21 protein-coding genes are annotated in these 24932 nt (G+C 60.6%); 12 read left to right on the top strand and 9 right to left on the bottom strand.

Annotation, left to right across the window (positions count from 1 at the left end):
- Positions 1 to 6: 6 nt before the first annotated feature.
- A complete protein-coding gene (locus QU481_RS08555) occupies positions 7 to 678 on the bottom strand; it encodes a hypothetical protein (RefSeq protein ID WP_289829533.1) in 672 nt (223 codons plus the stop codon).
- A gap of 401 nt (positions 679 to 1079) precedes the next feature.
- Between QU481_RS08555 and QU481_RS08560 the strand changes: the two genes are divergently transcribed.
- From QU481_RS08560 to QU481_RS08580, 5 genes are all read left to right on the top strand, one after another.
- Positions 1080 to 1568, top strand: a complete 489-nt coding sequence (locus QU481_RS08560) for a FapA family amyloid fibril periplasmic chaperone (RefSeq protein ID WP_289829534.1) — start codon at positions 1080 to 1082, stop codon at positions 1566 to 1568.
- Between the two features lie 153 nt (positions 1569 to 1721).
- The gene (locus QU481_RS08565; protein WP_289829535.1) at positions 1722 to 2348 is read left to right on the top strand and encodes a FapB/FapC family functional amyloid domain-containing protein; all 627 of its coding nucleotides are present in this window, start codon (positions 1722 to 1724) and stop codon (positions 2346 to 2348) included.
- Between the two features lie 54 nt (positions 2349 to 2402).
- On the top strand, positions 2403 to 3449 hold the full coding sequence (locus QU481_RS08570; RefSeq protein ID WP_289829536.1) for a FapB/FapC family functional amyloid domain-containing protein: 1047 nt from the start codon (positions 2403 to 2405) through the stop codon (positions 3447 to 3449).
- A 170-nt stretch (positions 3450 to 3619) separates the two neighbouring features.
- Positions 3620 to 4216, top strand: a complete 597-nt coding sequence (locus tag QU481_RS08575; protein ID WP_289829537.1) for a C39 family peptidase — start codon at positions 3620 to 3622, stop codon at positions 4214 to 4216.
- Positions 4217 to 4252: 36 nt separating this feature from the next.
- Positions 4253 to 4969 carry a hypothetical protein gene (locus QU481_RS08580; protein ID WP_289829538.1) on the top strand — a complete coding sequence of 239 codons (717 nt, stop codon included), beginning with the start codon at positions 4253 to 4255 and terminating at the stop codon, positions 4967 to 4969.
- Positions 4970 to 5128: 159 nt separating this feature from the next.
- Here the strand turns inward: QU481_RS08580 and QU481_RS08585 are convergent, their stop codons facing one another.
- From QU481_RS08585 to QU481_RS08600, 4 genes are all read right to left on the bottom strand, one after another.
- Positions 5129 to 6469, bottom strand: a complete 1341-nt coding sequence (locus QU481_RS08585; RefSeq protein WP_289829539.1) for a sigma-54 dependent transcriptional regulator — start codon at positions 6467 to 6469, stop codon at positions 5129 to 5131.
- Between the two features lie 28 nt (positions 6470 to 6497).
- The gene (locus tag QU481_RS08590; protein WP_289829540.1) at positions 6498 to 7805 is read right to left on the bottom strand and encodes an autotransporter outer membrane beta-barrel domain-containing protein; all 1308 of its coding nucleotides are present in this window, start codon (positions 7803 to 7805) and stop codon (positions 6498 to 6500) included.
- 574 nt (positions 7806 to 8379) lie between these two features.
- A complete protein-coding gene (locus QU481_RS08595) occupies positions 8380 to 9294 on the bottom strand; it encodes a DUF1853 family protein (RefSeq protein ID WP_289829541.1) in 915 nt (304 codons plus the stop codon).
- Between the two features lie 14 nt (positions 9295 to 9308).
- Positions 9309 to 10073: an RNA methyltransferase gene (locus tag QU481_RS08600; protein WP_289829542.1), complete on the bottom strand. Its 765-nt coding sequence runs from the start codon at positions 10071 to 10073 to the stop codon at positions 9309 to 9311.
- A 144-nt stretch (positions 10074 to 10217) separates the two neighbouring features.
- On the opposite strand from QU481_RS08600, the gene QU481_RS08605 reads away from it, so the two are divergent.
- From QU481_RS08605 to QU481_RS08615, 3 genes are all read left to right on the top strand, one after another.
- Entirely contained in the window at positions 10218 to 11009 is a 792-nt protein-coding gene (locus QU481_RS08605) for an inositol monophosphatase family protein (RefSeq protein ID WP_289829543.1), read from the top strand.
- A 164-nt stretch (positions 11010 to 11173) separates the two neighbouring features.
- Positions 11174 to 13696: a DNA mismatch repair protein MutS gene (gene mutS / locus QU481_RS08610; RefSeq protein WP_289829556.1), complete on the top strand. Its 2523-nt coding sequence runs from the start codon at positions 11174 to 11176 to the stop codon at positions 13694 to 13696.
- A 188-nt stretch (positions 13697 to 13884) separates the two neighbouring features.
- The gene (locus QU481_RS08615) at positions 13885 to 14367 is read left to right on the top strand and encodes a hypothetical protein (RefSeq protein WP_289829544.1); all 483 of its coding nucleotides are present in this window, start codon (positions 13885 to 13887) and stop codon (positions 14365 to 14367) included.
- Between the two features lie 52 nt (positions 14368 to 14419).
- Here QU481_RS08615 and aceK read toward each other — a convergent pair whose 3' ends face one another.
- Both aceK and QU481_RS08625 read right to left on the bottom strand, forming a co-directional pair.
- Complete coding sequence (gene aceK, locus QU481_RS08620; protein ID WP_289829545.1) at positions 14420 to 16177, bottom strand: bifunctional isocitrate dehydrogenase kinase/phosphatase; 1758 nt, start codon at positions 16175 to 16177, stop codon at positions 14420 to 14422.
- Positions 16178 to 16216: 39 nt separating this feature from the next.
- Complete coding sequence (locus QU481_RS08625) at positions 16217 to 16879, bottom strand: pseudouridine synthase (protein WP_289829546.1); 663 nt, start codon at positions 16877 to 16879, stop codon at positions 16217 to 16219.
- 492 nt (positions 16880 to 17371) lie between these two features.
- Here QU481_RS08625 and QU481_RS08630 point away from each other — a divergent pair, with 492 nt between their 5' ends.
- Positions 17372 to 19609 (top strand): NADP-dependent isocitrate dehydrogenase, encoded by a 2238-nt coding sequence (locus QU481_RS08630; RefSeq protein WP_289829547.1) that lies wholly within the window; start codon positions 17372 to 17374, stop codon positions 19607 to 19609.
- 291 nt (positions 19610 to 19900) lie between these two features.
- Positions 19901 to 21145, top strand: a complete 1245-nt coding sequence (gene icd / locus QU481_RS08635; RefSeq protein WP_289829548.1) for an NADP-dependent isocitrate dehydrogenase — start codon at positions 19901 to 19903, stop codon at positions 21143 to 21145.
- 156 nt (positions 21146 to 21301) lie between these two features.
- Here icd and QU481_RS08640 read toward each other — a convergent pair whose 3' ends face one another.
- Entirely contained in the window at positions 21302 to 21505 is a 204-nt protein-coding gene (locus QU481_RS08640; protein ID WP_289829549.1) for a cold-shock protein, read from the bottom strand.
- A gap of 227 nt (positions 21506 to 21732) precedes the next feature.
- On the opposite strand from QU481_RS08640, the gene clpS reads away from it, so the two are divergent.
- Together clpS and clpA are read left to right on the top strand one after the other, a co-directional pair.
- Positions 21733 to 22041 carry an ATP-dependent Clp protease adapter ClpS gene (gene clpS, locus QU481_RS08645; RefSeq protein WP_289829550.1) on the top strand — a complete coding sequence of 103 codons (309 nt, stop codon included), beginning with the start codon at positions 21733 to 21735 and terminating at the stop codon, positions 22039 to 22041.
- A complete protein-coding gene (gene clpA, locus QU481_RS08650) occupies positions 22041 to 24320 on the top strand; it encodes an ATP-dependent Clp protease ATP-binding subunit ClpA (RefSeq protein ID WP_289829551.1) in 2280 nt (759 codons plus the stop codon). Before clpS ends, clpA begins: the two co-directional genes overlap by 1 nt.
- A gap of 44 nt (positions 24321 to 24364) precedes the next feature.
- On the opposite strand, the gene QU481_RS08655 is transcribed toward clpA, so the two are convergent.
- The coding region (locus QU481_RS08655; RefSeq protein WP_289829552.1) for a transposase at positions 24365 to 24932 on the bottom strand (568 nt) is incomplete at its 5' end.

Raw genomic sequence — 24932 nt, forward strand, 5'->3', positions numbered from 1 at the left:
TCATGATCAGCGGCTTCGCAGCCGCCCCAGCCATTCGACCCGACCACAGAATGCCTGCGGTGTCTCGCGCAATGGCGCCAACACCCGTTCGTAACGCGCCAGCCACTCATCTCGCCCGCTGTACCTCGTACCGGCCTCGAACAGGCTGACATTGTCTCGCACCAGCACCTGCCATAGCCGCGGGTCGCCCGGGCGCTCGGCTAGCGTCACATAGTCGGCGATCAGCGACGCCTGCTGCTCCAGCCCATAGTCACCCAGCGTCGCGGCCGGATCGAGTCGGTAGTGGTACGGCTCGCGGCGCAGCCGAAGCGCCCGTGTGACGACGATCAGCCCGCCTCGCCAACATACCGGGCAGCCGTTCTGGTACTGCCAGGCATGCACCAGTTCATGGACGAAGGTATTGAACAGACGCAGACCAGACGCCACGGCCGAGTCAGGCAAGGGCTGCACCGCGAAGTCGCGGCAGTACCAGTCACGCGGGAAATAGAGTTGACCGAACGGCGCCATCGGCACCCGTGCCACGTTCAGCCAACCGTGCCCATACAGCCTCACCCGCTCGGGGTCGAGCGACACGCCGAACACGCGCGACGCCAGCGCGCATTCGGCATCGCTCAGCGGCCGCCAGCCAGCACGGCGCGAGCGGCTGGCAATGACGGAACGGTCAAACGAACAGCGCATGGGCTTATTCCTGTGACGGTGACGATGCGATGAAAGAAAGCCGTAAAAACAGCTTCTTGTGTTCGCTATAGCCCAGCCCACCATGCTTATCGAGGCCAGCTCACGGCCCCTCATGAGCGGCACTCCCCCCAGGCCCGATTCTCAACGATGAGACACAACTGCCCAACTGTCCGCCCCCGCAAACCCGCGTCACATCATACTTCAGCCGCCGTGCTCGACCTGCCGGAGCACATTAGAGCCACTACCACCTAATTGGCGCCAAAACCTGTCTCAGAACCTGTACAGAAACGCCCCTCCCATCTCCCCGCGATTTCCCTCTTCCTTCACCCACAAGGTCTCCAGCTAGCTGGCATAGCAAATGCATAAGAGGCGGCAGGAAGAATGCTCTGCGGGAGCTTGAGATGAATCAGTACAGAACCCGGCTCGTCGTTTCGTCCTTGTTGCTTGTTCCGCTCTGCCAATCGGTATTGGCTGCGGCCAGCCCGGACGACTATTCGGCGCCGATCATCGTCTCAAGGCCGGTCGACACTCGCATTGCTTATCGCCCGGATTTCCCCCCCAGCACCCACCCCACAGTGGTGGAAGCCTCTCCGGCGGCGAGCGTCTTATCGGCAGCCCAGAATGTTGCGGCTCTCCAGATGCTTGATGAGTCCCTACTGGCCAACAACAGTGCGGGCACCTCGGGCGGAACAGCTGGCGTGGCCAATGCCAATATCGGCTCGCTGGTCACCAACGCAATGGGCATCGGCACCGGATCTCAAAACCCGCTTGGCGCGAGCATGGGCGGGTCAGGCGGGGGCAGCATCGGCCAAACCATTACGTCGGCAACCTCGGCCATAAGCAACACCCTCAGCCAGGCAATGTCGCCGCTCAGCAGTTTGGGCCATTAAGTCGTCGTTAATAAAACTCAGTGACGAAACAGCCAACCCTCTAAAACTGCATGAGGGGGAAAAGCAAAATCGCTTTGCTGATTTTTTAGCACTCAGCAGGAAAACGAATCAGTGGGGCGGTGCCTGCATGGCAAGCACCGACCGGAGAATACCATGAAGCGATTGATTTTTATCTTGCCGGCACTGGTTTTATCAGCAGGTTGCCTAGCCGACGATGCCGCTACCATTATTAATAGCGGACAGAATAATGCCGGGGTTGTTTCGATCAACCAAGCAGCAGGCATTGGCAATCAGCAGCTCAACTTGCGCAGCCTGACTATAGGTGGAGAGGGAGGTTTGGCGAATACTGAGGCCGACCAATCCATAATATTTAACAAAAAATCCTATACCGCTGCTGAAACCATGAAAGGTGCAGCGCATAGCGCCAGCATTAATGGCAGTGCCTTTTCCGGCAACCGTGGCATCATCGGTATTAACCAAAGCGCCGGCGCCTTTAATCAAATGAGCAACCAGGCAAACATCAATTTTATCGACCAAAAAAATACTGGCAATATTCAGGGAAGCATCTATACCTTGGACAATACCGCATTAACCATGACAAATGCAGGTGGAGAAAACAGTAAAACCGATAACAAGCAATCCAATAACAAGGTTTATATCGACGACACAGCGTTTAACAACACCTCCGGCGTTGTCCAGGTCAATCAGGTAGCCGGGGTAATGAATCAAACCGTCAACGCGGTGACGGTGAATGTAATAGCCCAGACTCTGGGCCATTAACCCACACAGCCGCTACTGTTGTGTGGATTTTAAAAAAGCAACTGGAGAAATAACATGAAACGCTCGCTTCAATACTCGTTGATCTTCAGCGCCCTGGTCGGTATCTATGGGATCGCCCATGCAGGCACCACGCTGGACCTCGACAACCACATCAAGGTCGACAACGACCCGTCGTACAACTTCAAGGACACCAGCCGCACCAAGCTGGAAAGTGACCTGACGGTCGACGTCGATGTGAAGTTCGACAAGCGGATCCGTACCGATGAAGGCACCGTCGCTGTCGCCCGCGATACGCAGAAACTGCTGCCGGGTGCCGAAGCCGACGATCCGGTCTACTTCGAAGATCCGGCCCACGCCAGCGTCAGCAACAGCGTGCAGCGCAACGCCGGCAACACCGGCGTCAACGTGGCAGCCGGCGCGTGGAACCAGCAGGCCAACGAAGCGGCCATTGCGACCAACTCGACCCGCCACCGCAACCGGTGGGACGATGACGTCGTGTCCGCTGCCGACGCAGGCTTCGAGCAAAATATCGGTGACGTTTATATGCACCTGGGCCACGGCAACAATGCCACTGCAACGCTGAGCCGCGATTCGGTTACCCACAACGCGGGCAATACCGCGGTCAACGTCGCCGCCGGTATCGGCAACCAGCAGAAGAACGTGCTCGCTCTGGCTAACCATGACAACGACAATCACCAACCTGTCGAGCTGCTTAACGCGAACGCTAGCAGCGCTCAGCTGATGCTCGACACCAACCTCGGTACCAAATGGGGTTGGGGTGACATCGACTTCCACAGTGCAGTCTACGACTCGATCGAGCGTAACAGCGGCAATATCGGCGTGAACGTCGGCTCCGGCGCCTTCAACCAGCAGGGTAATGCGTTGGCTGTCGCCACCGCCGACTCGGCAGAGCTGTCGTCGGCGACTGCCGGTGGCATCCAAGTGATCGCTGACGCTCGCCTCGATATTGACCGAGCTCTGGACACTCGCGCCACGGTGAAAGACTCGGTGAACCACAACTCCGGCAACATCGGCGTGAACGTGGCCTCCGGCATCGGCAACCAACAGGCTAACCTGCTGGCCATCGCAGCACCGAAATAAGGGGTAGTTTTGATTGATCGATGCTTATCTTGAGGAGGACCCGGCCCCGCCAACGGGGCCGGGTATTTACTATGATAAGACCCGTCCTGCCGCTCTTGCTGGTTCTGGCTTGGCTGACTCAGTCCCCACAGGCCGTTTCCGCCACCATGGTTGTGCCCGGCTACACAGGGATGGATCAGCCGGTAAAACAGGTAAAGAGTCTGCGTGACCTGCGCTTTACCAACATCATTGAGCAGAAAACCGATTTCAGCTGCGGTGCCGCCGTCATGGCAACGTTGCTGCGCTATGGCTTCGACCGCCAGGTCACCGAAGCCGATGTCATCGCCGGCATGATGGCCATCTCAGACCCGGAAACGGTGCGCAAAAACGGCTTCTCCATGCTGGACATGAAACGCTATGCCAACCGTCTCGGTCTGCGCGCCAGCGGTTTCCTCGTCGACGCCGGCCGCCTGGTCCAGTTGAAACTGCCGGCCATCGTGCTGCTTGATGTCAACGGCTACAAGCATTTTGTCATCTTGAAATCCTACACCAGCGACTGGGTCTATCTGGCCGACCCGGCCATCGGCAACCGCACCGTAACCACCGACACGTTCAAGAAACAATGGAACGGCGTGTTGCTGGTCCTGGCTGGCAAAGGCTATCGCCGGGACACACCGCTGTTGGGCACCGCGGGAGTCATCTCAGCGCGCTATGCGATTAACCGCGCCCAGCCAGTACCGATTGCCGAGCTGCTGGAATTCGGCTTCCAGCGTAGTGACTTTTTCTAGGCGATATGGGTCGCCTGACCAAGGAAGGAGATCGACATGCGAAGGCTACTCATGGTGCAGGGCTTGCTGGTCGCACTCTGCGGGGTCGGCAACGCGCATGCCGGGGCGTTCGGGGAGCTCGCCTACGTCAGTGATAAGGCGCTCGACACGCTGCGGGGCCGCTACATCGATGCGGGCAAGATCATGAGCTTTGGCATTGAAATGGCGTCGACCTGGACGGGGCCGGATGGCACGCAACGAGGCACCGCCGTCGTCATGGCAGGCACCCCAAACCTACGCTTCACCCCCACGATCACGACCTATAGCTTGAACGGGACATCGAACCAATCAGGTGGAACAGGCTCTCAAGGCGGGCTGACCGTGAGCAACAACACGGTGCAAGGCGTCACCCAGGTCAACCAGATCGGGGGCAATAACAATAATTCCGGCAACCTGGTTAACATCACCATCCGGCCCGGCGACCCTAATAGCTCAACGCAGTCGGCGCCAGGGGCAGGCTGGGTACCCTCACAAGGCCAAGGCGTAACGCTATCGGGCAACAAACTCACCAGCCAACTCGATATGGGGGACAAGGGCAGTCTTTCACAGAGCGTCGGGCAGGGTCAGCTCCAGCAATTTACCCGGATCAACACCAATGACACGGTCACACGCAATAGCCTGAACATCACCGTAACGTTGAACCCGAACACGATAAATGATGTGCGCGCCAGCCTGGCCAATGCCCAGCATCTGCTGGTTGGGCTCCCTCGTTAGCCCCGGGTGCGCCTGCCATCCATGCAAGCCAAGCACTGTCATCCACACCAGCAACCACGCTGCCCTTCAAGATGCCAAAACAAGAGAGCGGCCCTCAACGAAACCGAGGGCCGCGCCTTTGCATTTACTTACTTCACCATTCGTGTCGTCAAACGCCGGCTACGATGTTGCATCGGCAAGGTCGAGCAGCTGATGCTTATTTAGCAAACGATACAGCGTTGCCCTCGACACCCCGAGTGAGCGGGCCACCTTGCTACGATTGCCCTGATTGATCGCAAGGGCAATTCTCAGCGCTTCGCGCTCGGCATTTTCCCTTTCCTTGTCCAAGGGGTAGATTGACGGCTCAACCCCAGCTTCAAGCCCCATATCCTTTGGCTTGATAAACCGGCCGGAGCTCATTACCAGCCCTTGGCTGAGTCGGTTGGTCAGCTCGCGCACATTGCCCGGCCAGGCGTGGTTGACCAACGCCTGCACGCTCTCGCTGCTCAGCCGCCGCTTTGGAACCCCGAGGTTCTCGGCATGGCAAGCGATGAGATGTTGCGCGATCGGAATAATGTCCGACGGACGCTCGCGCAGCGGCGGAATATGGATGGTGCAAACATTGAGCCGATAGTACAGGTCCTCGCGGAACCCGCCTTGCCTAACCCTGCCCATCAGATCCACGTGCGTTGCCGCCACCACGCGGACATTCACGCCAATCGGGTGCGGGGAGCCGAGCCGCTCAATGGTCCCCTCCTGGAGAAAGCGCAGCAGGTTGACCTGAGCTTCCAATGCCATGTCGCCGATTTCATCGAGAAACAGCGTCCCACCCGAAGCGGACTCGATACGCCCCAGCCGGCGCTCACTGGCCCCCGTAAAGGCCCCCTTCTCATAGCCAAAAAGCTCTGATTGGACAAGGCTGCCCGGTAATGCACCACAATTGACCGCCTGAAAGACCCCATGACTGCGGTCCGATAGGCGATGGATCGTGCGAGCGACCAGTTCTTTACCGGTACCGCTCTCTCCAGTGATCAACACGTTGGCCTGGCTACGTGCAATGCGTTGCGCGTTCTTCCGCAACTGCACCATCACCGGGTGCTCCCCTATCAGCTCCCCAATTGGCGCCTCGACATCGTACTGTCGGTGCCTCAGCAGCGCCTTGCCTCGCAAGCGCCCCAGCGTCACCAAGAGGCGCTTGGCGTCGATCGGCCTATGGTGATAGTCGTAACAGCACTCATAAACAAACTGCCGCACCTCCGATATCTCCAACATCTGCTGTTCCAGTAGCACGACCCATTCAAAATCGGTCGACAACAGCAGAGATCGAAAGCGAGGCAGCTGTTTCTCGAACTGCGCACCGGCCAGAAGCAAGCCACAGGCCGTGCTATCGGTATCACGGTTGAGCGCACCAAGTTGAGTTGCACTGCGCACCGGCAGTACGGTCCAGCCTTCTTTTCTCAGCGTCTCAAGAAAATCAGGCTCATTTTCGCCCCCCAATACCACTATTTGCTTGGGAAACATAGCGACCTCACTTCCTTCCGTTTCTACGTTAGAACTGGTAAGGGAACCTTACGGACAGCGAATAGTTAGGCGAGTCAGGCGTTAGACCGAAGGAAACCGTCGGGATGATAGAAAAGTGCCTACTCATCGCGAAAGTTAAACCAAGGTTAATGCTAGCTGCATTGGCATCACTACCCGTAATACCTTGCCAACTCCCACCATCCACTTTTGTCTGGCTGCCTTGCTCAATCTGCTGCGAATAAGACATGCCAAGACTTATCCTGTCATTCAGGGCAAAGGCGACACCGGCGCCTAATTGCCAGCTATTCCCCAGCTTAATCGACCCCGGAACCTGCTGATTGGCATTTGAGCTGATATCGTTGAAATGCCGATCAAAATAATAAGTATAGCCAAGGTTTGCGAAGACCACGGCAGGATCAATCGTCTTCACAAACGACATCCCTGCAGTCGCCGCCCACAAGCCATTACCCGTCGGCATGCTATCCGGCACGGAGAGATTGTCATTATTGGGGTCGGTCCGTACCTTAATACCATAGGGCTCTTTACCCGTCGGGGCCTTTACCCTGATGCTACCGACGATATCGGGCCAGTCAGCGTCTTCCTGAACCAGTTTGTACGAAATCCCGGCGGAGACATCGCCAAGTTTTGGCGCCTGGCTCAACTGGGATTGTGAAAGTGTTGTTGATGACCCACCCACTCCACCGGAGAAATACGTAGAATCCCTACCGATCATCGGAACATCAATATCAAACTGCAAACGTGGCGTTGGAGAATAACGGGTCGTCACGTCAAAGGTATAAGTGTCGCTTTTGATACGATCGATATTGATGTTTCCCAAAAATATCGAATCCAACGCAAGAAAGCCATTCAGCGTCATCTCGTGAACATCGTAATAGCTGTAGGAAAAGCTTGGCTCGATCGAGAATTTGCTGGAGCTGAAAAATCCGCTGGCAGTTTGATAAATGTCCTCCACACTTTTCGGCACATCATCGACTGTTCTTATCGTCGATGCCGAAGTCGTCTGGGTGACATCCGTGGTTGGCGTAGTGGTACTGGCAAGCACCGTAGCCGCTGGAGGTGCCGACCTGGTCATAGGTTGAGTGGCCGTGGCCATAGGTTGAGCGGCCGCTTGCGAGCTTGGCGCCAATGCAGCCAAACGACTCTCTAGCTGCTGGATTCTTTGCTCTAGGCTCTGGTTTTCAGCCTGCAAAGCTGCCATGTCCTGTTCCAATTGAGCAACGCTCTTTCCCGCCGCCCCAGCTTGCAGCGGTATCACGGCCAGCGGCGCTAGCAGAGCAAGCGGCCAAGCCGAAACCCCACGACCCCCTTTTCCCATTTCCCCTCCCATGCTCAAGCGTAAAATATTTCATGTCGAGTAAGTAATTACTCACCCGACCAATAGCAGAAATGATTAATATTGATATTGTTGCAAGCAACATAAAACAGACATTGATCCATTGCATTTATTTAAACAATGCCTTTAAGTAACCTGTTAGCATTTATTAACACGAACACCATATTATTTGAGCTATACAGCCACACAAGACGTTAAAACAAGCACTGGATCTCAAATATTGATCAGTTGAATTTTATGTCTTTAGCAAACCCAAAAGGGTGGCAACAATTCATTGTTGTAGGCAAAACCTAGGCAAAATCAAGCCCGAAGACGTGAAACGCCCGTTTGCCAAACGCCCATTGCGCGTGGGTTTGCACCGGCACAGCGTCGGCGCGGCGGCACCCAAGGCGTTCATCACGTGCTACGGCCCCATAGTGGTAAGGAGGATTTTGAAAGTTGCCGAGGACGGGAAACCGACGGTCTTAGCCGCCGATGAAAGATGGGGGATGACCCGGCCTAAGTGGCCGGCAGGTGGAAGAAGTATTGCCGTGTTGGGCGAAAGAGTAGATCACGCTCACCCGCGCGCACTGGCGCGGCGCAGCAAGGCGTCGAGCCGCTCCGGGTTGGGCCAGCCCACCGGCACCACGAAACCGCGCGCGATCTCGTGCCAGTGGCCGTCCGGCCGTTTCTCACACTCAGCCACCAGCTGTGGCACGTCGTTGCCAGCCAACTGCGCCTGCAGGTCCTCCATACGCTGCACCAGCGCTTCGTCGACCCGTGCCGGCGACAGCCAGCGTAAGCGAGGCAGCCACACCCAGCGGCTGTCGTCGCGCGACACCGGCCAGGCTTCGCCAAGCGGCCGCCACCAGCCGTGCCACTGCAACGGCGACAGCGGTTCGTCCAACCACGGGCCATCGCGGTAGCACAACGTGCCGCGCAGCACCGAAGCGCAGCGCGCGCCGGCAAAACCGTCCGGCAAAGCCGCGCGCCCCGGAGCCCGGCCGGACAGGCCGAGCTGGTGATGCAGCTTGTGGTACTTCAGCCGCCAGGCGTCGCGCAGGCTCGGCCCGACCAGCGTGTCCGGCCCCTCTCCCAGCATCATGTAGTACTTGCAGGCCAGCTCCAGGTGCCAGGGCTCGCCGTTCAGCCTCACCAGGAAATCGTATTCGCCGACGGTGTCCTTGCCGTCGTGCACCGCCAGGTTGGCCGATACCAGCTCGCTGTGCGGCGCGTTGGCGAACCAGAACATCAACAGCCGCTCGGCATAGCGGCCGAGCCGGCTGACCGACTCTTTGGCCAGCCAGCCAGTCAGCGGCTCGGGCCGGGCGTCCAGCGCCAACAGGTAGCGGAAGCCGTGTTCGCCCAACAGTTGCGGCAGCGTCAGCTCACGCCCGGTCAGCCACGGCGGCGGCGCCACCAGCAGCGCGGCCAGATCGCGGACTTGTGGGTGCTGCAGGCGCCACCACAGCGCATCGAGGGCGACATTCATCGGCGATTCCTTGTTCAGTCCTGCTTGTCACCGCGCGCCTGGTCGGCCACGCGCTCCACCTGTTTCCAGAAGCCGCGCAGGATGTCGATCTCCTCGCGCTCCACGTCGGCGCGGCCGAACAGGCGGCGCATGCGGCGCATCAGCCGCTCGCTGTTGCGGCGCTCGAAATAGCCGCTCTTGGTCATCGCGCTCTCCAGATGGCCGAGCATGCCGTCTACCTCAGCCTGGGTGGCCGGCTGCGATTCCTGCTCCAGATGCGGCAGCGGCAGGTCGACCTGGCTGAACAGCTCGTAGCAGAGCACCTGCACCGCCTGCGACAGGTTCAGCGAGAAGTAGTCTGGATTGCCCGGGATCGTCACCAGCCGGTTGCACAGCTCGACCTCGTCGATCGACAGGCCGAAGGTCTCGTTGCCGAACACCAGCGCCACCTGCTCGCCAGCCTTGGCGCGCGCCAGCAGCTCCGGCACCGCCTCGCGCGGGGTGGACAACGGCGTGGTCAGCTCACGGCGGCGGCTGGTCAGCGCGCAGGCGATGGTGACGTCGGCCAGCGCGTCGGCCAGCGTCGGTAGCACGGTGGCGCGCTCCAGCACATCCACCGCGCCGGAAGCCAGCGTGTCGGCCTCGGGATGCGGAAAGGCCTTGGGCTCGACCAGATACAGATTGGTCAGGCCCATGGTCTTCATCGCGCGTGCGGCCGAACCGATGTTGCCCGGGTGGCTCGGTCGCGCCAGCACGACGCGAATGTTCTTCAAAAAATCAGGGACTTCGGGTTTATTCATGAGTAGTTGTCGCGTACAATGTCGGCCATATTACAAAGACCCGCGTCGATCGCGGGTTTTTATCGTTCCTTAACCCATATTGTAACGACGCAGGCCGCCCGACGCTCGGGCCGGCGGCGTCAGACCGTGTAGAAAAGGCCAGACATGCATCCTATGCTCAACGTCGCGGTGAAGGCCGCGCGCCGTGCTGCCACCGTGATCCAGCGCGCTTCGCTGAACGTCGACGTGATCCGCGTCGAGCGCAAGAAAGCCAACGACTTTGTGTCCGAAGTCGACCGCAACGCCGAAACGGCGATCATCGAGACCATTCTCGAAGCGTATCCGAAGCATGGCGTGCTGGCCGAAGAATCCGGCGCACAGGGCATTGGCCAGTCCGAATACGAGTGGATCATCGACCCGCTCGATGGCACCACCAACTTCCTGCACGGTCACCAACAATATGCGGTCTCCATCGCTCTCGCCCACAAGGGCCAGATCCAGCAAGCCGTGGTCTACGATCCGAACCGCAACGACCTGTTCACCGCCAGCCGCGGTGTGGGTGCGTTCCTGAACGACCGCCGTATCCGCGTCTCCAAGCGCATCAACATGAACGAATGCCTGATCGCCACCGGCTTCCCGGTGGTCGACCAGTCGATGATCGACACCTACTTCGCCATGCTGAAGGACGTGCTGGCCAAGACCGCCGGTGGCCGCCGCGAAGGCTCCGCCGCGCTGGACCTGGCCAACGTGGCCTGTGGTCGCGTCGACGGCTTCTTCGAATTCAATCTGAAGCCGTGGGACATCGCCGCAGGCGCGCTGCTGGTGCAGGAAGCCGGCGGCATCGTCACCGACCTGACCGGCGAAGACGGTTGGTTGGAATCGGGCGACATCGTCGCCGCCAACCCGAAGGTGCTCGGCCAGCTGCTGCACATCTTCGCGCCGCACCTGAAGGGCTAAATCCCCGCCCCGCCCTCACAACGCCCTGCCCCGTGCAGGGCGTTGTCGTTTCCGGCCTGCGGCGCGGCTACTCGTGCTCCGGTAGAATGGCCGGTTACCGTATCAAACGCTTTCAAGCCATGGACCGTGCAGTGAACAAAGACAAGGCCCCCGCCCACACGCCGATGATGGCGCAATACTTCTCGCTCAAGCGGGACCATCCGGACAAGCTGCTGTTCTACCGCATGGGCGACTTCTACGAGCTGTTCTACGAGGACGCGGAAAAGGCCGCCCGCCTGTTGGACATCACGCTGACCACTCGCGGCGCCACCGCCGGTGTGCCGATCAAGATGGCCGGCGTCCCATACCACGCGGCCGAGGGCTATCTGGCGCGGCTGGTGAAGCTGGGCGAGTCGGTGGCGATCGCCGAGCAGATCGGCGACCCGGCACTCGCGAAGGGCCCGGTGGAACGCAAGGTGGTGCGGGTGGTGACGCCAGGGACCTTGACCGACGCAGCGCTGCTCGACGACAAGCGCGACAACCGCGTGCTGGCGCTCAACAGCCAGCGCGGCACGCTGGGCCTCGGCTGGATCTCGCTCGCCAGCGGCGAATTCCGCCTGCAGCAGACCAGCATCGATGAGCTGTCCAGCGAGCTGGAGCGCCTACGCCCGGCCGAGATCGTGCTGCCGGACGGGCTAGATATCCCGCTGCTGGCCCAGCTCGGCATCCCCAGCCAACGCCTGCCGGCCTGGCAGTTCGACACCGAGTCGTCCACCGCCACACTGACCCGCCACTTCGGCACCCGCGACCTGGCCGGCTTCGGCGTCGACGGCATGCACGTAGCGATCGGCTGTGCCGGCGCGCTGCTTGAGTACGTGAAGTCGACCCAGGGCGTGCAGCCCAGCCACATCGCCAACCTCGCCGTCGAGGACGCGCGCGAGCTGATCCGCCTCGACGCCGCCACCCGCCGCAACCTGGAGCTGACCGAGACCATCCGCGGCGAGCCGAGCCCGACGCTGCTGTCGCTGCTCGACACCTGCGCGACCAGCATGGGCAGCCGCCTGCTGGCCCACTGGCTGCACCACCCGATCCGCCGCCACGGCAAGCTGGCCGAACGCCTGTCCGCGGTGCGCGTGCTACGTGACGCTTGGCAGGGCGTGCGCGACAGCCTCGCCGAGGTCGGCGACGTGGAGCGCATCACCGCGCGCGTTGCGCTGCGCAGCGCCCGCCCGCGCGATCTGGCTGCGCTGCGCGACAGCCTGAAGGCGCTGGAGGCAACCCGGACCTTGGCCGAACAGCTCGACAGCCCGTTGCTGCAACAGCTCGCCGGCGTGCTGCCGCGTGAATCGGACGTCGCCGCGCTGCTCGCTCGCGCCATCCTGCCGGAGCCGGCCACCTTCCTGCGCGACGGCGGCGTGATCAACCACGGCTACTCGCCGACGCTCGACGAGCTGCGCGCGATCCAGCAGAACTGCGGCGACTTCCTGCTGCAGCTCGAGGCACGCGAGAAGGAGCGCACCGGCATCAGCACGCTGAAGGTCGAGTACAACCGCGTGCACGGCTTCTACATCGAGGTGAGCAAGGCGCAGGGCGACAAGGTGCCGGACGACTACCGCCGCCGCCAGACGCTGAAGAACGCCGAGCGCTACATCACGCCAGAGCTGAAGGAATTCGAGGACAAGGCGCTGTCGGCCAACGACCGCGCGCTGATGCTGGAGAAGCAGCTCTACGAGGCGCTGCTCGACGAACTGGCCGCCCACATCGCCGAGCTGAAGCTCATCGCCCAGGCCACCGCCACCCTCGACGTGCTGGCGACGTTGGCCGAGCGCGGCGACACGCTCGGCTATGTCGAGCCGGAATTCGTGCCGGGTGTGGAACTGACCATCGAGAATGGCCGCCACCCGGTGGTCGAGGCCGAGGTCGACCGCTTCATCGCCAATGACACCCGCCTCGGCGCCGAGCGCAAGCTCTTGCTGATCACCGGCCCGAACATGGGTGGTAAGTCGACCTATATGCGCCAGGTGGCGCTGATCACCCTGCTCGCCCACATCGGCAGCTTTGTGCCGGCCGACCGCGCGGTGATCGGCGAGGTGGACCGCATCTTCACCCGCATCGGCGCGTCGGACGACCTGGCCGGCGGGCGCTCCACCTTCATGGTCGAGATGACCGAGACCGCCAATATCCTCAACAACGCCACAGAGCATAGCCTGGTGCTGATGGACGAGGTCGGCCGCGGCACCTCCACCTTCGACGGCCTGGCGCTGGCCTGGGCGATCGCGCGCGCGCTGATCGACAAGAACCGCGCCTACACGCTGTTCGCCACCCACTACTTCGAGCTAACGCGCCTCGCCGACGAGTTCGCCCAGGTCGCCAACGTGCACCTGTCCGCGGTCGAACACAAGGACAGTATCGTGTTCCTGCACCACGTCGAGGACGGCCCGGCGAGCCAGAGCTACGGCTTGGCCGTGGCGCAGCTGGCCGGTGTGCCGGGCAAGGTGATCCGCGAGGCGCGCCGACATCTGGCCGAACTGGAGTCGCAGGCAGCCAGCGCGCACCGCCAGCCCGATCTGTTCGCGGTACCGGTGGCCGAACCGGCCGAGCCAGCCCCTCATCCGGCGGTGGACCGCCTCGGCGACCTAGATCCGGACAGCCTCAGCCCGCGCGAGGCACTGGCGCTGCTGTACGAACTGAAGAAAATGACAATATAACTATCTGTTTTTAAAAATATTTAAAATCCTGCAATGGCCGAGCCAACCGCTCGGCCATTTTTTCATTTCAATTCTTAAAATATGTCTTATTTTTAAAGCAAGGCCCAGATGGTAACTACCGTTATCATTGGCAACCGCTTGTCATTCCGTTGTAAAAAAACCCGGCATGAGAACCGGGGTTTTCTATAGTGAGCAGCAGTTCGTCGTTAAAAGAAAAGCAGGAGCTTTACGTCATGCAGATCAGTTTGAGCACCAAAAATCCTGGCCTGGCCCGCTTATTCGGCCAAGGCAACCAAGACGGCCGCTTGACGCTGGCCGCCATCCGCGCACGCGCCAGTCGCCAGCTGGCCAAATTCAGCAAGCTGGTTGAACAGCAACTGGCCGAGCTCTCAATTTCCATTCCGCCAGCCATTGGGCTGGTCAGTTGCCCCAACCGCGAGCTGACCATCGAGAACGATCACCCGCAGGCCGAGGCGATTCGCGCTTGGCTGACCGGCAACGTCAGGATCGCCAAACGTTTCAAAGAGGTTGAAGTCCTGTTCGAGATCGTCCGCGCCGCCGAGCAACCCGGTGTGACACTCCCGAGCACGGCGTGCTTCCACATCGGCCTGACCAGTGCCGGACCGGTCGCCTACTTCCAAGACCAACGTGGTGAAGAGCCGGCCCGCTAGGACGAAGCTGCCATCAACGCCCAGGGGAGCCGCAAGGCTCCCCTTGTTGCGTTCAGCACGCCCGGCCGCGACTGCGGCCGAAACGCAGGTGTTGCGGATAGGGGAAAAAGTCCTCGATAAAGCCGGCGCGGATCCGCTCCTGCTTGGTCTGCCAGAATTCCGGCGTCAACAAGTCGGCATGGTGCTCGAGGAACACCCGGCGCACCTCCGGGTCGCCGAGCAGGAAAGTGGCGAACTCCTCCGGAAACACATCGCCGCGTGCAACCGGATACCATACCTCGCCGGACATCTCCATCTCCAGATTCGGCGCCTCAGGAATGTGCCGGAAATGGCAGTCGGTCAAATACTCGATCTCGTCGTAGTCGTAGAAGATCACCCGCCCGTAGCGCGTCACACCAAAGTTCTTGTACAGCATGTCGCCGGGGAAGATATTGGCCGCCGCCAACTCCTTGATCGCGTCGCCATAATCGCGCACCGCCCGGGCCTTCTCCTCGGCGTTGACCTGGGCGAGGTACAGGTTCAGCGGCTTCATCCGTCGCTCGATATAAAGGTGGCGGATCACGATGCGCTCCTCGTCCTCCTCGAGCAGCGACGGCACCTGCGCCCGCAGTTCAGCCAACAGCTCGGCAGTGAAGCGCGCCTTCGGAAACGCCACATTGGAGAACTCCAGCGTGTCGGCCATCCGCCCGACCCTATCGTGGCGCTTCACCAGCTGGTATTTGCGCATCACCATGGCATGGTCGGTCTCCTTCGGTCCACCGAACACGTCCTTGATCAGCTTGAACACATACGGGTAGGAAGGCAGCGTGAACACCAGCATCACCAGGCCCTTGATGCCCGGCGCGATGGTGAAGTTGTCGTTGGAGTGCTTCAGGTGGTGGATGAAGTCGCGGTAGAAGATATTCTTGCCCTGCTTCTGCAGGCCAAGCATCGTATACAACTCCCCCTTGTTCTTGGTCGGCAGCATCGAGCGCAGAAACTGCACATAGCCCGACGGCACTTCCATGTCGACCAGAAAGTAGGCGCGGCTGAACGAGAACAGGATGCCGATCCGCCACGGTTCCAGCAGCACCGTGTCGAGCGTCAGCCGGCCCTCGGCATCGTGAAACACCGCCAGCGCGAACGGGTAGCTGGTCCCGCCATTCACGACCTTGCCCAGAATCCACGCCGCCTTGTTACGGTAGAACGGCGTCGCCAGCACCTGGATCTGCAGGTTCGCCTCGATCACCGGCCATTCGCCGCCCAGGTGCATCCACGCCGCTCGCAGCACGCAGCCGATGTCACGTGCCAGGTGCGCGAAGGGTGTCTCCCAGTCGAAATCACCGATGATCTGGCGCAGAACCCGGCGCAAGCCCACAGTGCGCGGATAGTAGCTGCGATAGGTCGGTGGGTCGGAATCGATATAGTCGGTAGCAATCGCCGGCCGCAGGAAGATGAAGTCGTTGTTGAAATAGTCGCGGTGCAGGATGCGGCAGAACACCGAATTGAAAAAGGTCTCGGCGCATTCCGGCTGCTTGTGGTTGGTCAACAGACCGATGAAGTACAGCTTGGTCTGCTGCCAGATCTCGTCGTCCAGCAGATTGGCGTGGAATTCCTGCTGCAGGCGCAGTACCGTCTCGCTAACCCGCTCGTCGTAGAACTGGATCCTATCGCGGATGGTCTGCTGGATCCCCTCCCAGTCCTGCTGCTCAAACAATGTCTTCGCGTAGCGCCCGGTCTCGCGAAACAGCCGGTAGTGCTTGTTGAAGCCCTCCACCAGCACCTGCGCGATGTCACGCGCAACCGGGTTGTAGTATTCCGGAATCTGCATCGGCCTCGTTCTCCCTTGTGCTTGGCCGACGCATCTTGTTTATGGTTTGCGCCTGCGGCTCGTCGGGGACGACATGGTCTGCCGGTGCCCGCTCGAGCGCGGCGGCGTTCGGCCAACCTTTGCCCTCGTCATAGCTTGCCTGCCGCCCGGCAAATCGGCAAGGTCCACCGCCAGCACGCGGTGCTCGCCAGGCGGCAGGTCCTCAAGCCGCCACGGACCGATCGCCACCCGCACCAGCCGCAACGTCGGTAGGCCGACCTTGGCGGTCATCCGACGCACCTGACGGTTCTTGCCTTCGCTGATCACGATCTCGAGCCAATTGTCAGGCACGCTCTTGCGAAAGCGCACTGGCGGGTTGCGCGGCCACAACGACGGCGGATTGAGCCGGCGCACCGTGGCCGGCTTCGTCACGAAATCGCCCAGATCTACCCCGGCCTCCAACGCCGCCAACTGCGCGTCGCTCGGCTCCCCCTCAACCTGCACCCAATAGGTCTTTGGCAGCTTCCAGCGCGGATCGGCGATGCGGTGCTGCAGCGCACCGTCATCGGTCAGCAGCAGCAGCCCCTCACTGTCGGTGTCGAGCCGCCCTGCCGGGTAGACCCCCGGCAAGTCGATGCAGGATTTGAGCGTCGGATGCTTCGGGTGCTCAGAGAATTGGCAGATCACGCCGTAAGGCTTGTTGAGCAGGATGAGTTGAGACATGGCAGGGGAAAAAATAACAATTGCCCGGATGATAGCAAGCCACGGTTCCATCGGCCTGCCGATCTGCCTCGCCGGCCGTTGTCCAACCACCGCAGAGCCTCACCGACAACGCCGGTCGACGCTTAACCTGCACAAAAATAATTCAAACGTTCGTTTATGAATGCAACATCTATCAAGCAACCACTCTACTTCGAATATGCAGTAAAAATCGTAGCTTCAGAGCGACATAATTCATATTCGAACAAGCGTTTATCTTGAAAACGACAGGAAAGTTCGAAACTGCAGCAAACAGCGCGCCCCTGACAGGTTATAATTCTCATCCAACAAAGTCGCCCGAGAGTCACCGGGCTGCCAGCCTCTGGCGCCGCCGTACCTGGCAGCAGCAAGCCCGCCTTTCCAAAGTCTTTTCCCGCGTCGACACGGGGGTCGTCCCCCACAGCAAGCCCCCGTGCCATCGTTATGTCGTCACAAGATAATCATGGAGATAGCGTAATGCCTTCGGAACAGCCGACCATCATCTACACCCTGACCGACGAAGCCCCCGCGCTGGCAACCAGCGCCTTCCTGCCGGTCATCGAAACCTTCGCCGCCCCAGCCGGCATCAACATCGCCACCGCCGACATCTCGGTGGCCGCCCGTGTCCTGGCCGAATTCCCTGACTACCTGACCGACGCGCAGAAAGTGCCGGACACTCTAGGCGAACTGGGTCGCCTCACCCAGAACCCCGACACCAACATCATCAAGCTGCCGAACATCAGCGCCTCGGTGGCCCAGCTGATGGCCTGCATCAAGGAACTGCAGGGCAAAGGCTTCGCCATCCCCGACTACCCGGAAAACCCGGCCAACGACGAAGAGAAAGCGATCAAGACCCGCTACGCCAAGTGTCTGGGTTCGGCAGTGAACCCGGTGCTGCGCGAGGGCAACTCCGACCGCCGCGCGCCGCTGGCAGTGAAGAACTACGCCAAGAAGCATCCCCACTCGATGGGCGAATGGAAGCAGTGGTCGCAGACCCACGTGTCGCACATGGAGCACGGTGACTTCTACCACGGCGAAAAGTCCATCACCCTGGACCGCGCCCGTGACGTGAAGATGGAGCTCGTCACCAAGAGTGGCCAGAGCATCGTCCTGAAGCCGAAGGTCGCACTGCAGGACGGCGAGATCATCGACTCGATGTTCATGAGCAAGAAGGCGCTGTGCGACTTCTACGAGAAGGAGCTGGAAGACTGCCGTCAGGCCGGCATCCTGTTCTCGCTGCACGTAAAAGCCACCATGATGAAGGTGTCGCACCCGATCGTGTTCGGCCACTGCGTGAAGATCTACTATAAGGAAGCCTTCGAGAAGCACGGCAAGCTGTTCGACGAGTTGGGCATCAACGTCAACAACGGCATGGCCACGCTGTACGAGAAGATCGAGACCCTGCCGGCCTCCAAGCGCGAAGAAATCATCCGCGACCTGCACGCCTGCCAGGAGCACCGCCCGCGCCTGGCCATGGTGGACTCCGCCAAGGGCATCACCAACTTCCACTCGCCGAACGACATCATCGTCGACGCCTCTATGCCCGCCATGATCCGTAATGGCGGCAAGATGTGGGGCGCCGACGGCAAGCCGTACGACGCCAAGGCCGTGATGCCGGAATCGACCTTCGCCCGCATCTATCAGGAGATGATCAGCTTCTGCAAATGGCACGGCAACTTCGACCCGCGCACCATGGGCACCGTGCCGAACGTCGGCCTGATGGCGCAGAAGGCCGAGGAATACGGCTCGCACGACAAGACCTTCGAGATCCCGGAAGCCGGCGTCGCCAACATCACAGACCTCGCCACCGGCGAAGTGCTGCTGTCGCAGAATGTGGAAGAAGGCGACATCTGGCGCATGTGTCAGGTTAAGGACGCTCCGATCCGCGACTGGGTGAAGCTCGCCGTCACTCGCGCCCGCAACTCCGGCATGCCGGCCGTGTTCTGGCTCGACCCGTACCGTCCGCACGAAAACGAACTGATCAAGAAGGTCGAAACCTACCTGAAGGATCACGACACCACCGGTCTGGAAATCCACATCATGTCGCAGGTACGCGCGATGCGTTTCACGCTGGAGCGCGTGGCCCGCGGCCTCGACACCATCTCGGTCACCGGCAACATTCTGCGCGACTACCTGACCGACCTGTTCCCGATCATGGAGCTGGGCACCTCGGCCAAGATGCTGTCCATCGTACCGCTGATGGCCGGCGGCGGCATGTACGAAACCGGCGCTGGCGGTTCGGCACCGAAGCATGTGCAGCAGCTGCTCGAAGAGAACCACCTGCGCTGGGATTCGCTGGGCGAATTCCTCGCCCTGGCCGTATCGCTCGAAGAGCTGGGTATCAAGACCGGCAACGACAAGGCCAAGATCCTTGCCAAGACGCTGGACGCGGCCACTGGCAAGCTGCTCGACAACGACAAGTCGCCGTCGCGCCGCACCGGTGAGCTCGACAATCGTGGCAGCCAGTTCTACCTCGCGATGTACTGGGCACAGGCGCTGGCCGAACAGACCGACGACAAGGAGCTGCAGGCCCACTTCGCGCCGCTCGCCAAGACGCTGACCGACAACGAGCAGCAGATCATCGCCGAGTTGAAGGCCGTTCAGGGCAAACAGGCCGACATCGGCGGCTACTACCTCGCCGATGCCGAGAAGTGCGCCGCAGTGATGCGCCCGAGTGCCACCCTCAACGCCGCGCTGGCCGCAGCGCGCGTCTGAGCGGAGCGCCTCGAGCGACTAGGAGAGGTCGGCGCCACTCAAAGTGCCGACACTTTCCATCAAACCAGAATGCCAGGGGCCTACCCTGGCATTTTTGCTTTTCGGCTTTCCGGAGCGACATGAGGCCGCTTCCGCGCCGCCTCGGAGGCGGTGCGATTTTCGTGGATAATTAGAAAGTAGCCTTGGTGCAATCCGCCTTGGCACTGTCACAACAGGTTAGAATGCGGAAGATCAGCCGCCACAGACCGGCGACTGCAACGACAACTCTGTCTCAACCAGAAGGGAGCAGCAATGAGCGCATCTCATATCCAGGTTCCAGCAGGCGGCCAAAAGATCGTTCCGGGACAGCCGATTCCGAACAACCCGATCATCCCGTTCATCGAAGGCGATGGCATTGGTGTCGACATTACGCCGGTCATGAAGGACGTGATCGACGCTGCCGTCGAGAAGGCCTACGGTGGCCAGAAGAAGATTCACTGGATGGAAGTGTACGCCGGCGAGAAGGCCACCCGTCTCTATGGCAGCGACGTCTGGCTGCCGGAAGAAACCCTCGCCGCACTGAAGGAATACTCGGTCTCGATCAAGGGCCCGATGACCACCCCGGTCGGCGGCGGCATCCGTTCGCTGAACGTGGCACTGCGCCAGGAACTGGACCTGTACCAGTGCGTACGCCCGGTGCGCTACTTCAAGGGCGTACCGTCGCCGCTGAAGCAGCCGGAGCTGACCGACATGGTGATCTTCCGCGAGAACACCGAGGACATCTACGCCGGCATCGAATGGCAGGCCGAGTCCGAGAGCGCCAAGAAGGTGATCGCCTTCCTGCAGAACGAAATGGGCGTGAAGAAGATCCGCTTCCCGGAAACCTCGGGCATCGGCATCAAGCCGGTCTCCAAGCAAGGCACCGAGCGCCTGGTGCGCGCCGCCATTCAGTACGCGATCGACAACGACCGCAAGTCGGTGACCATCGTGCACAAGGGCAACATTATGAAGTTCACCGAAGGTGGCTTCCGCGATTGGGCCTATGCACTGGCCAAGAGCGAATTCGGCGCCGAGCCGATCGACGGCGGCCCGTGGTGCAAGTTCAAGAACCCGAACACCGGCCGCGAGATCATCGTCAAGGATGCGATCGCCGATGCCTTCCTGCAGCAGATCCTGCTGCGCCCGGCCGAATACGACGTGGTCGCCACGCTGAACCTGAACGGCGACTACATCTCCGACGCGCTGGCAGCACAGGTCGGCGGCATCGGCATCGCCCCGGGCGCCAACATCTCCGACCAATACGCGATCTTCGAAGCCACCCACGGTACCGCGCCAAAGTACGCCGGCCAGGACAAGGTGAACCCGGGCTCGCTGATCCTGTCGGCCGAAATGATGCTGCGCCACCTCGGCTGGAAGGAAGCCGCCGATCTGGTGATCAAGGCCATGGAAGCGGCGATCGCCGACAAGCAGGTCACCTACGACTTCGCCCGCCTGATGGACGGCGCGACCGAGATCAGTTGCTCGGCGTTTGGCAAAGCGATGACCGCCCGCATGTAAACAATTGCATCAAATCACAAAAAACCCGCCTTATGGCGGGTTTTTTTACAACCTTTGGCCAATAATAATATTGGCACAATAGAAAAACCCGCCGAGGCGGGTTTTTGGGTCCAGCCAGCCGATCGATTCGGTCGCCCAGCTGCACATTCAAACCGATTAAGCGGCCTGGATGTTCGACGCTTGCTTGCCTTTCGGGCCGGACACGATGTCGAACGAGACACGCTGGCCTTCCTTCAGGGTCTTGAAGCCCGGCATGTTGATAGCCGAGAAGTGTGCAAACAGATCCTCACCACCTTCATCCGGGGTAATGAAACCGAAGCCTTTAGCGTCGTTGAACCATTTGACGATACCAGTTGCCATCTTACTTCCTATGCATAAATCGAGGCTGGTGAGGCCGAACCATAAAGCTTAAAGCGCTGCATGGCGGCGTCATGGACACCGGCAGAAACTGTTAAGCCCAGCACCTATCTGCATTTCTACGCAACCATTGCAGTAACGTCAAGTCATAGCCCGTTACAGCTCCTCACTTGAAAAACCCGCCATCGGAACCAAAATTGAAGTAGTCCGCAATTTTGCCCAAGGCTCAAATGTCAGCGCAGTTTCAGGATGATGCCCAACTTGAGGCATCGCGGGTGCGGATTGCCCCGCCACCGCTCTATAAGGTCCTGTTATTAAACGACGATTTTACACCCATGGATTTCGTCGTCGAAGTTTTGCAGACCTTCTTTTTTATGGACCGGGAAAAAGCCACCCGGGTGATGCTGCAGGTGCATACACAGGGCCGCGGTGTGTGTGGCGTTTATACCAAAGATGTAGCCGCAACCAAGGTAGAGCAGGTGCAGGGATTTGCTAAGGCAAACCAGCATCCGCTTCAGTGTGTGATGGAGGAAAACTGATGATTGCCCAAGAGCTTGAAGTAAGCCTGCACATGGCGTTCATGGATGCCAGACGCAAACGGCACGAGTTCATCAGCGTTGAGCATCTGCTCTTGGCGATGATCGATAACCCGTCGGCGGCGGAGGTACTGCGCGCCTGCGGGGCCAACCTCGACCAGCTCAAGAAACAGTTGTCGGACTTTATCGACGAGCATACGCCGACCGTGCCTGGCGACAATGAAGTGGAAACCCAGCCGACGCTCGGCTTCCAGCGCGTGATCCAGCGGGCGATTCTGCACGTACAGTCGTCCGGCAAGAAGGAGGTCACCGGCGCCAACATCCTCGTCGCAATTTTCGGCGAGAAGGACTCGCACGCGGTGTACTACCTGCACCAGCAGGGCATCTCGCGTCTGGACGTGGTGAATTTCATCTCGCATGGCATCACCAAGCAGCGTTCGCAGCCGTCCTCCTCCAACGAATCGCGCGAGCAGAGCGAGAGCGAATCGGACGAAGCCACCGGTCCAGGCGGAGCGCTGGAAAACTACACCCAAGACCTGAACCAGTTGGCGCGCGACGGTCGCATCGATCCGCTGATCGGCCGCGAGCACGAAGTGGAACGGGTGATCCAGGTACTGTGCCGCCGCCGCAAGAACAACCCGCTCCTGGTCGGAGAGGCCGGGGTCGGCAAGACCGCGATCGCCGAAGGCCTGGCGCGCCGCATCGTCACCGGCGAGGTGCCGGAAGTGCTCGCGAAGGCATCAGTGTACGCGCTCGATATGGGCGCGCTGCTCGCCGGCACCAAATACCGCGGCGACTTCGAGCAGCGCCTGAAGGCGGTGATCAAGCAGCTGACCGACGACGAACATGCGATCCTGTTCATCGACGAGATTCACACGCTGATCGGTGCCGGCGCCGCATCGGGCGGCACGCTCGATGCGTCCAACCTGCTCAAACCGGCGCTGTCCAACGGCACGCTGCGTTGCATCGGCGCGACCACCTACAACGAGTATCGTGGCATCTTCGAGAAGGACAACGCGCTGTCGCGTCGCTTCCAGAAGATCGACGTCAGCGAGCCTACGGTCGAGCAGACGATCGAGATCCTCAAGGGGCTGAAGAGCCGCTTCGAGGAGCACCATGGCGTGAAATACACGCAGGCGGCGCTGTCGACTGCGGCCGAGCTGTCGGCCCGCTACATCAATGACCGCCACCTGCCGGACAAGGCGATCGACGTGATCGATGAAGCCGGCGCGGCGCAGAAGATCCTGCCGAAGTCGCGGCAGAAGAAGACCATCGGCAAACCGGAGATCGAGGACATCGTCGCCAAGATCGCACGGATTCCGCCGAAGACAGTGTCGTCCGACGACAAGAACGCACTGAAGAACCTCGACCGCGACCTGCGCAATGTAGTGTTCGGTCAGGACAAGGCGATCGATGCGCTGGCCGGTGCGATCAAGATGGCCCGCTCCGGCCTCGGCAATCCGCAAAAGCCGATCGGCTCCTTCCTGTTCTCGGGCCCGACCGGTGTCGGCAAGACCGAGGTGGCACGCCAACTGGCGTTCAGCCTCGGCGTCGAGCTGATCCGCTTCGACATGTCCGAGTACATGGAGCGCCATGCGGTGTCGCGCCTGATCGGTGCGCCTCCGGGCTATGTGGGTTACGAACAGGGCGGCCAGCTGACCGAGGCGATCACCAAGCATCCGTACGCAGTGCTGCTGCTCGACGAGATCGAGAAGGCGCACCCGGATATCTTCAACGTGCTCTTGCAGGTGATGGACCACGGTACGCTGACAGACAACAACGGGCGCAAGGCCGACTTCCGCAACGTGATCGTGATCATGACCACCAACGCGGGCGCCGAATCGCTGTCCAAGCCGTCGCTGGGCTTTACCGCCAGCAAGGCGGCCGGCGACGAGATGGGCGACATCAAGCGTCTGTTCAGTCCGGAGTTCCGCAACCGGCTGGATGCGATGATCCCGTTCTCGATGCTGGACGAGACCATCATCCTGCGCGTGGTGGACAAGTTCCTGTTGCAGCTCGAACAGCAGCTGGCCGAGAAGAAGGTCGAGGCGCACTTCACCGAGGCTCTGCGCTCCTTCCTCGCCAAGCGTGGCTTCGACCCGCAGATGGGCGCTCGCCCGATGGCTCGCCTGATCCAGGACACGATCCGCAAGGCGCTGGCCGACGAGCTGCTGTTCGGCCGCCTGGTCGACGGCGGCGAGGTGACGATCGACGTCGATGCCGACAATAAAGTGCAGCTGCACTTCAACAACGAGGCAATCGCGGCCCCTGAACCGGTATAAGGGTAGCCACTCGCACCAAAGCCCGGCCTAGGCCGTAATGCCGTTCACTTAGCAGATCGAACCTGTTTGATTGGGTAACGGGACGGCAGCTTTTTCACCACGCGGGGGCATTCACGCCCCCGCCGTTGTTTCGGTAGCAACAACTCCCCGAGACGTTCCCGCAGACGCAGCAAGCGCGCCGGCAAGGTGCCGGGGCTGCTGATCGCCAGCCAGCTCCACTCATAGCGCAAATAATGCAGCGCTGTCGTAAAGCTAAGATCGGTCGGCGCAACCCCCACTTCCCGCGCGATCTCAGCCATCTCCAGTCGGACCAGGTTGTAGGCCAAGAGCGTCCCCCAAACTTCCTGTCGGACGGTCTCCGGAGTGCCACTGCGTAACGTCAATTCGTCCCCCAACATGTCCTGCTTCAGCTCGCGGTAGCTGGTCTCGATGTGCCAGCGTTCCTGGTATTGCGCCGCGATCTCCTTGGCCGGCCACGCCTTGGCATCCAGCAAGGAGGTCAACAAGATGCGCCGGCGCCCATGCCGAGACACCGTTTCGATGGCCCGCGCTTCCCAGTGGGATGGCAGGGCCGGAGTGTGTTCCCTTGCTTGCGGCGACACCTTCATTCGG

The organism is Crenobacter oryzisoli, assembly GCF_030385785.1.
Classification (GTDB): Bacteria; Pseudomonadota; Gammaproteobacteria; order Burkholderiales; family Chromobacteriaceae; genus Crenobacter_A; species Crenobacter_A oryzisoli.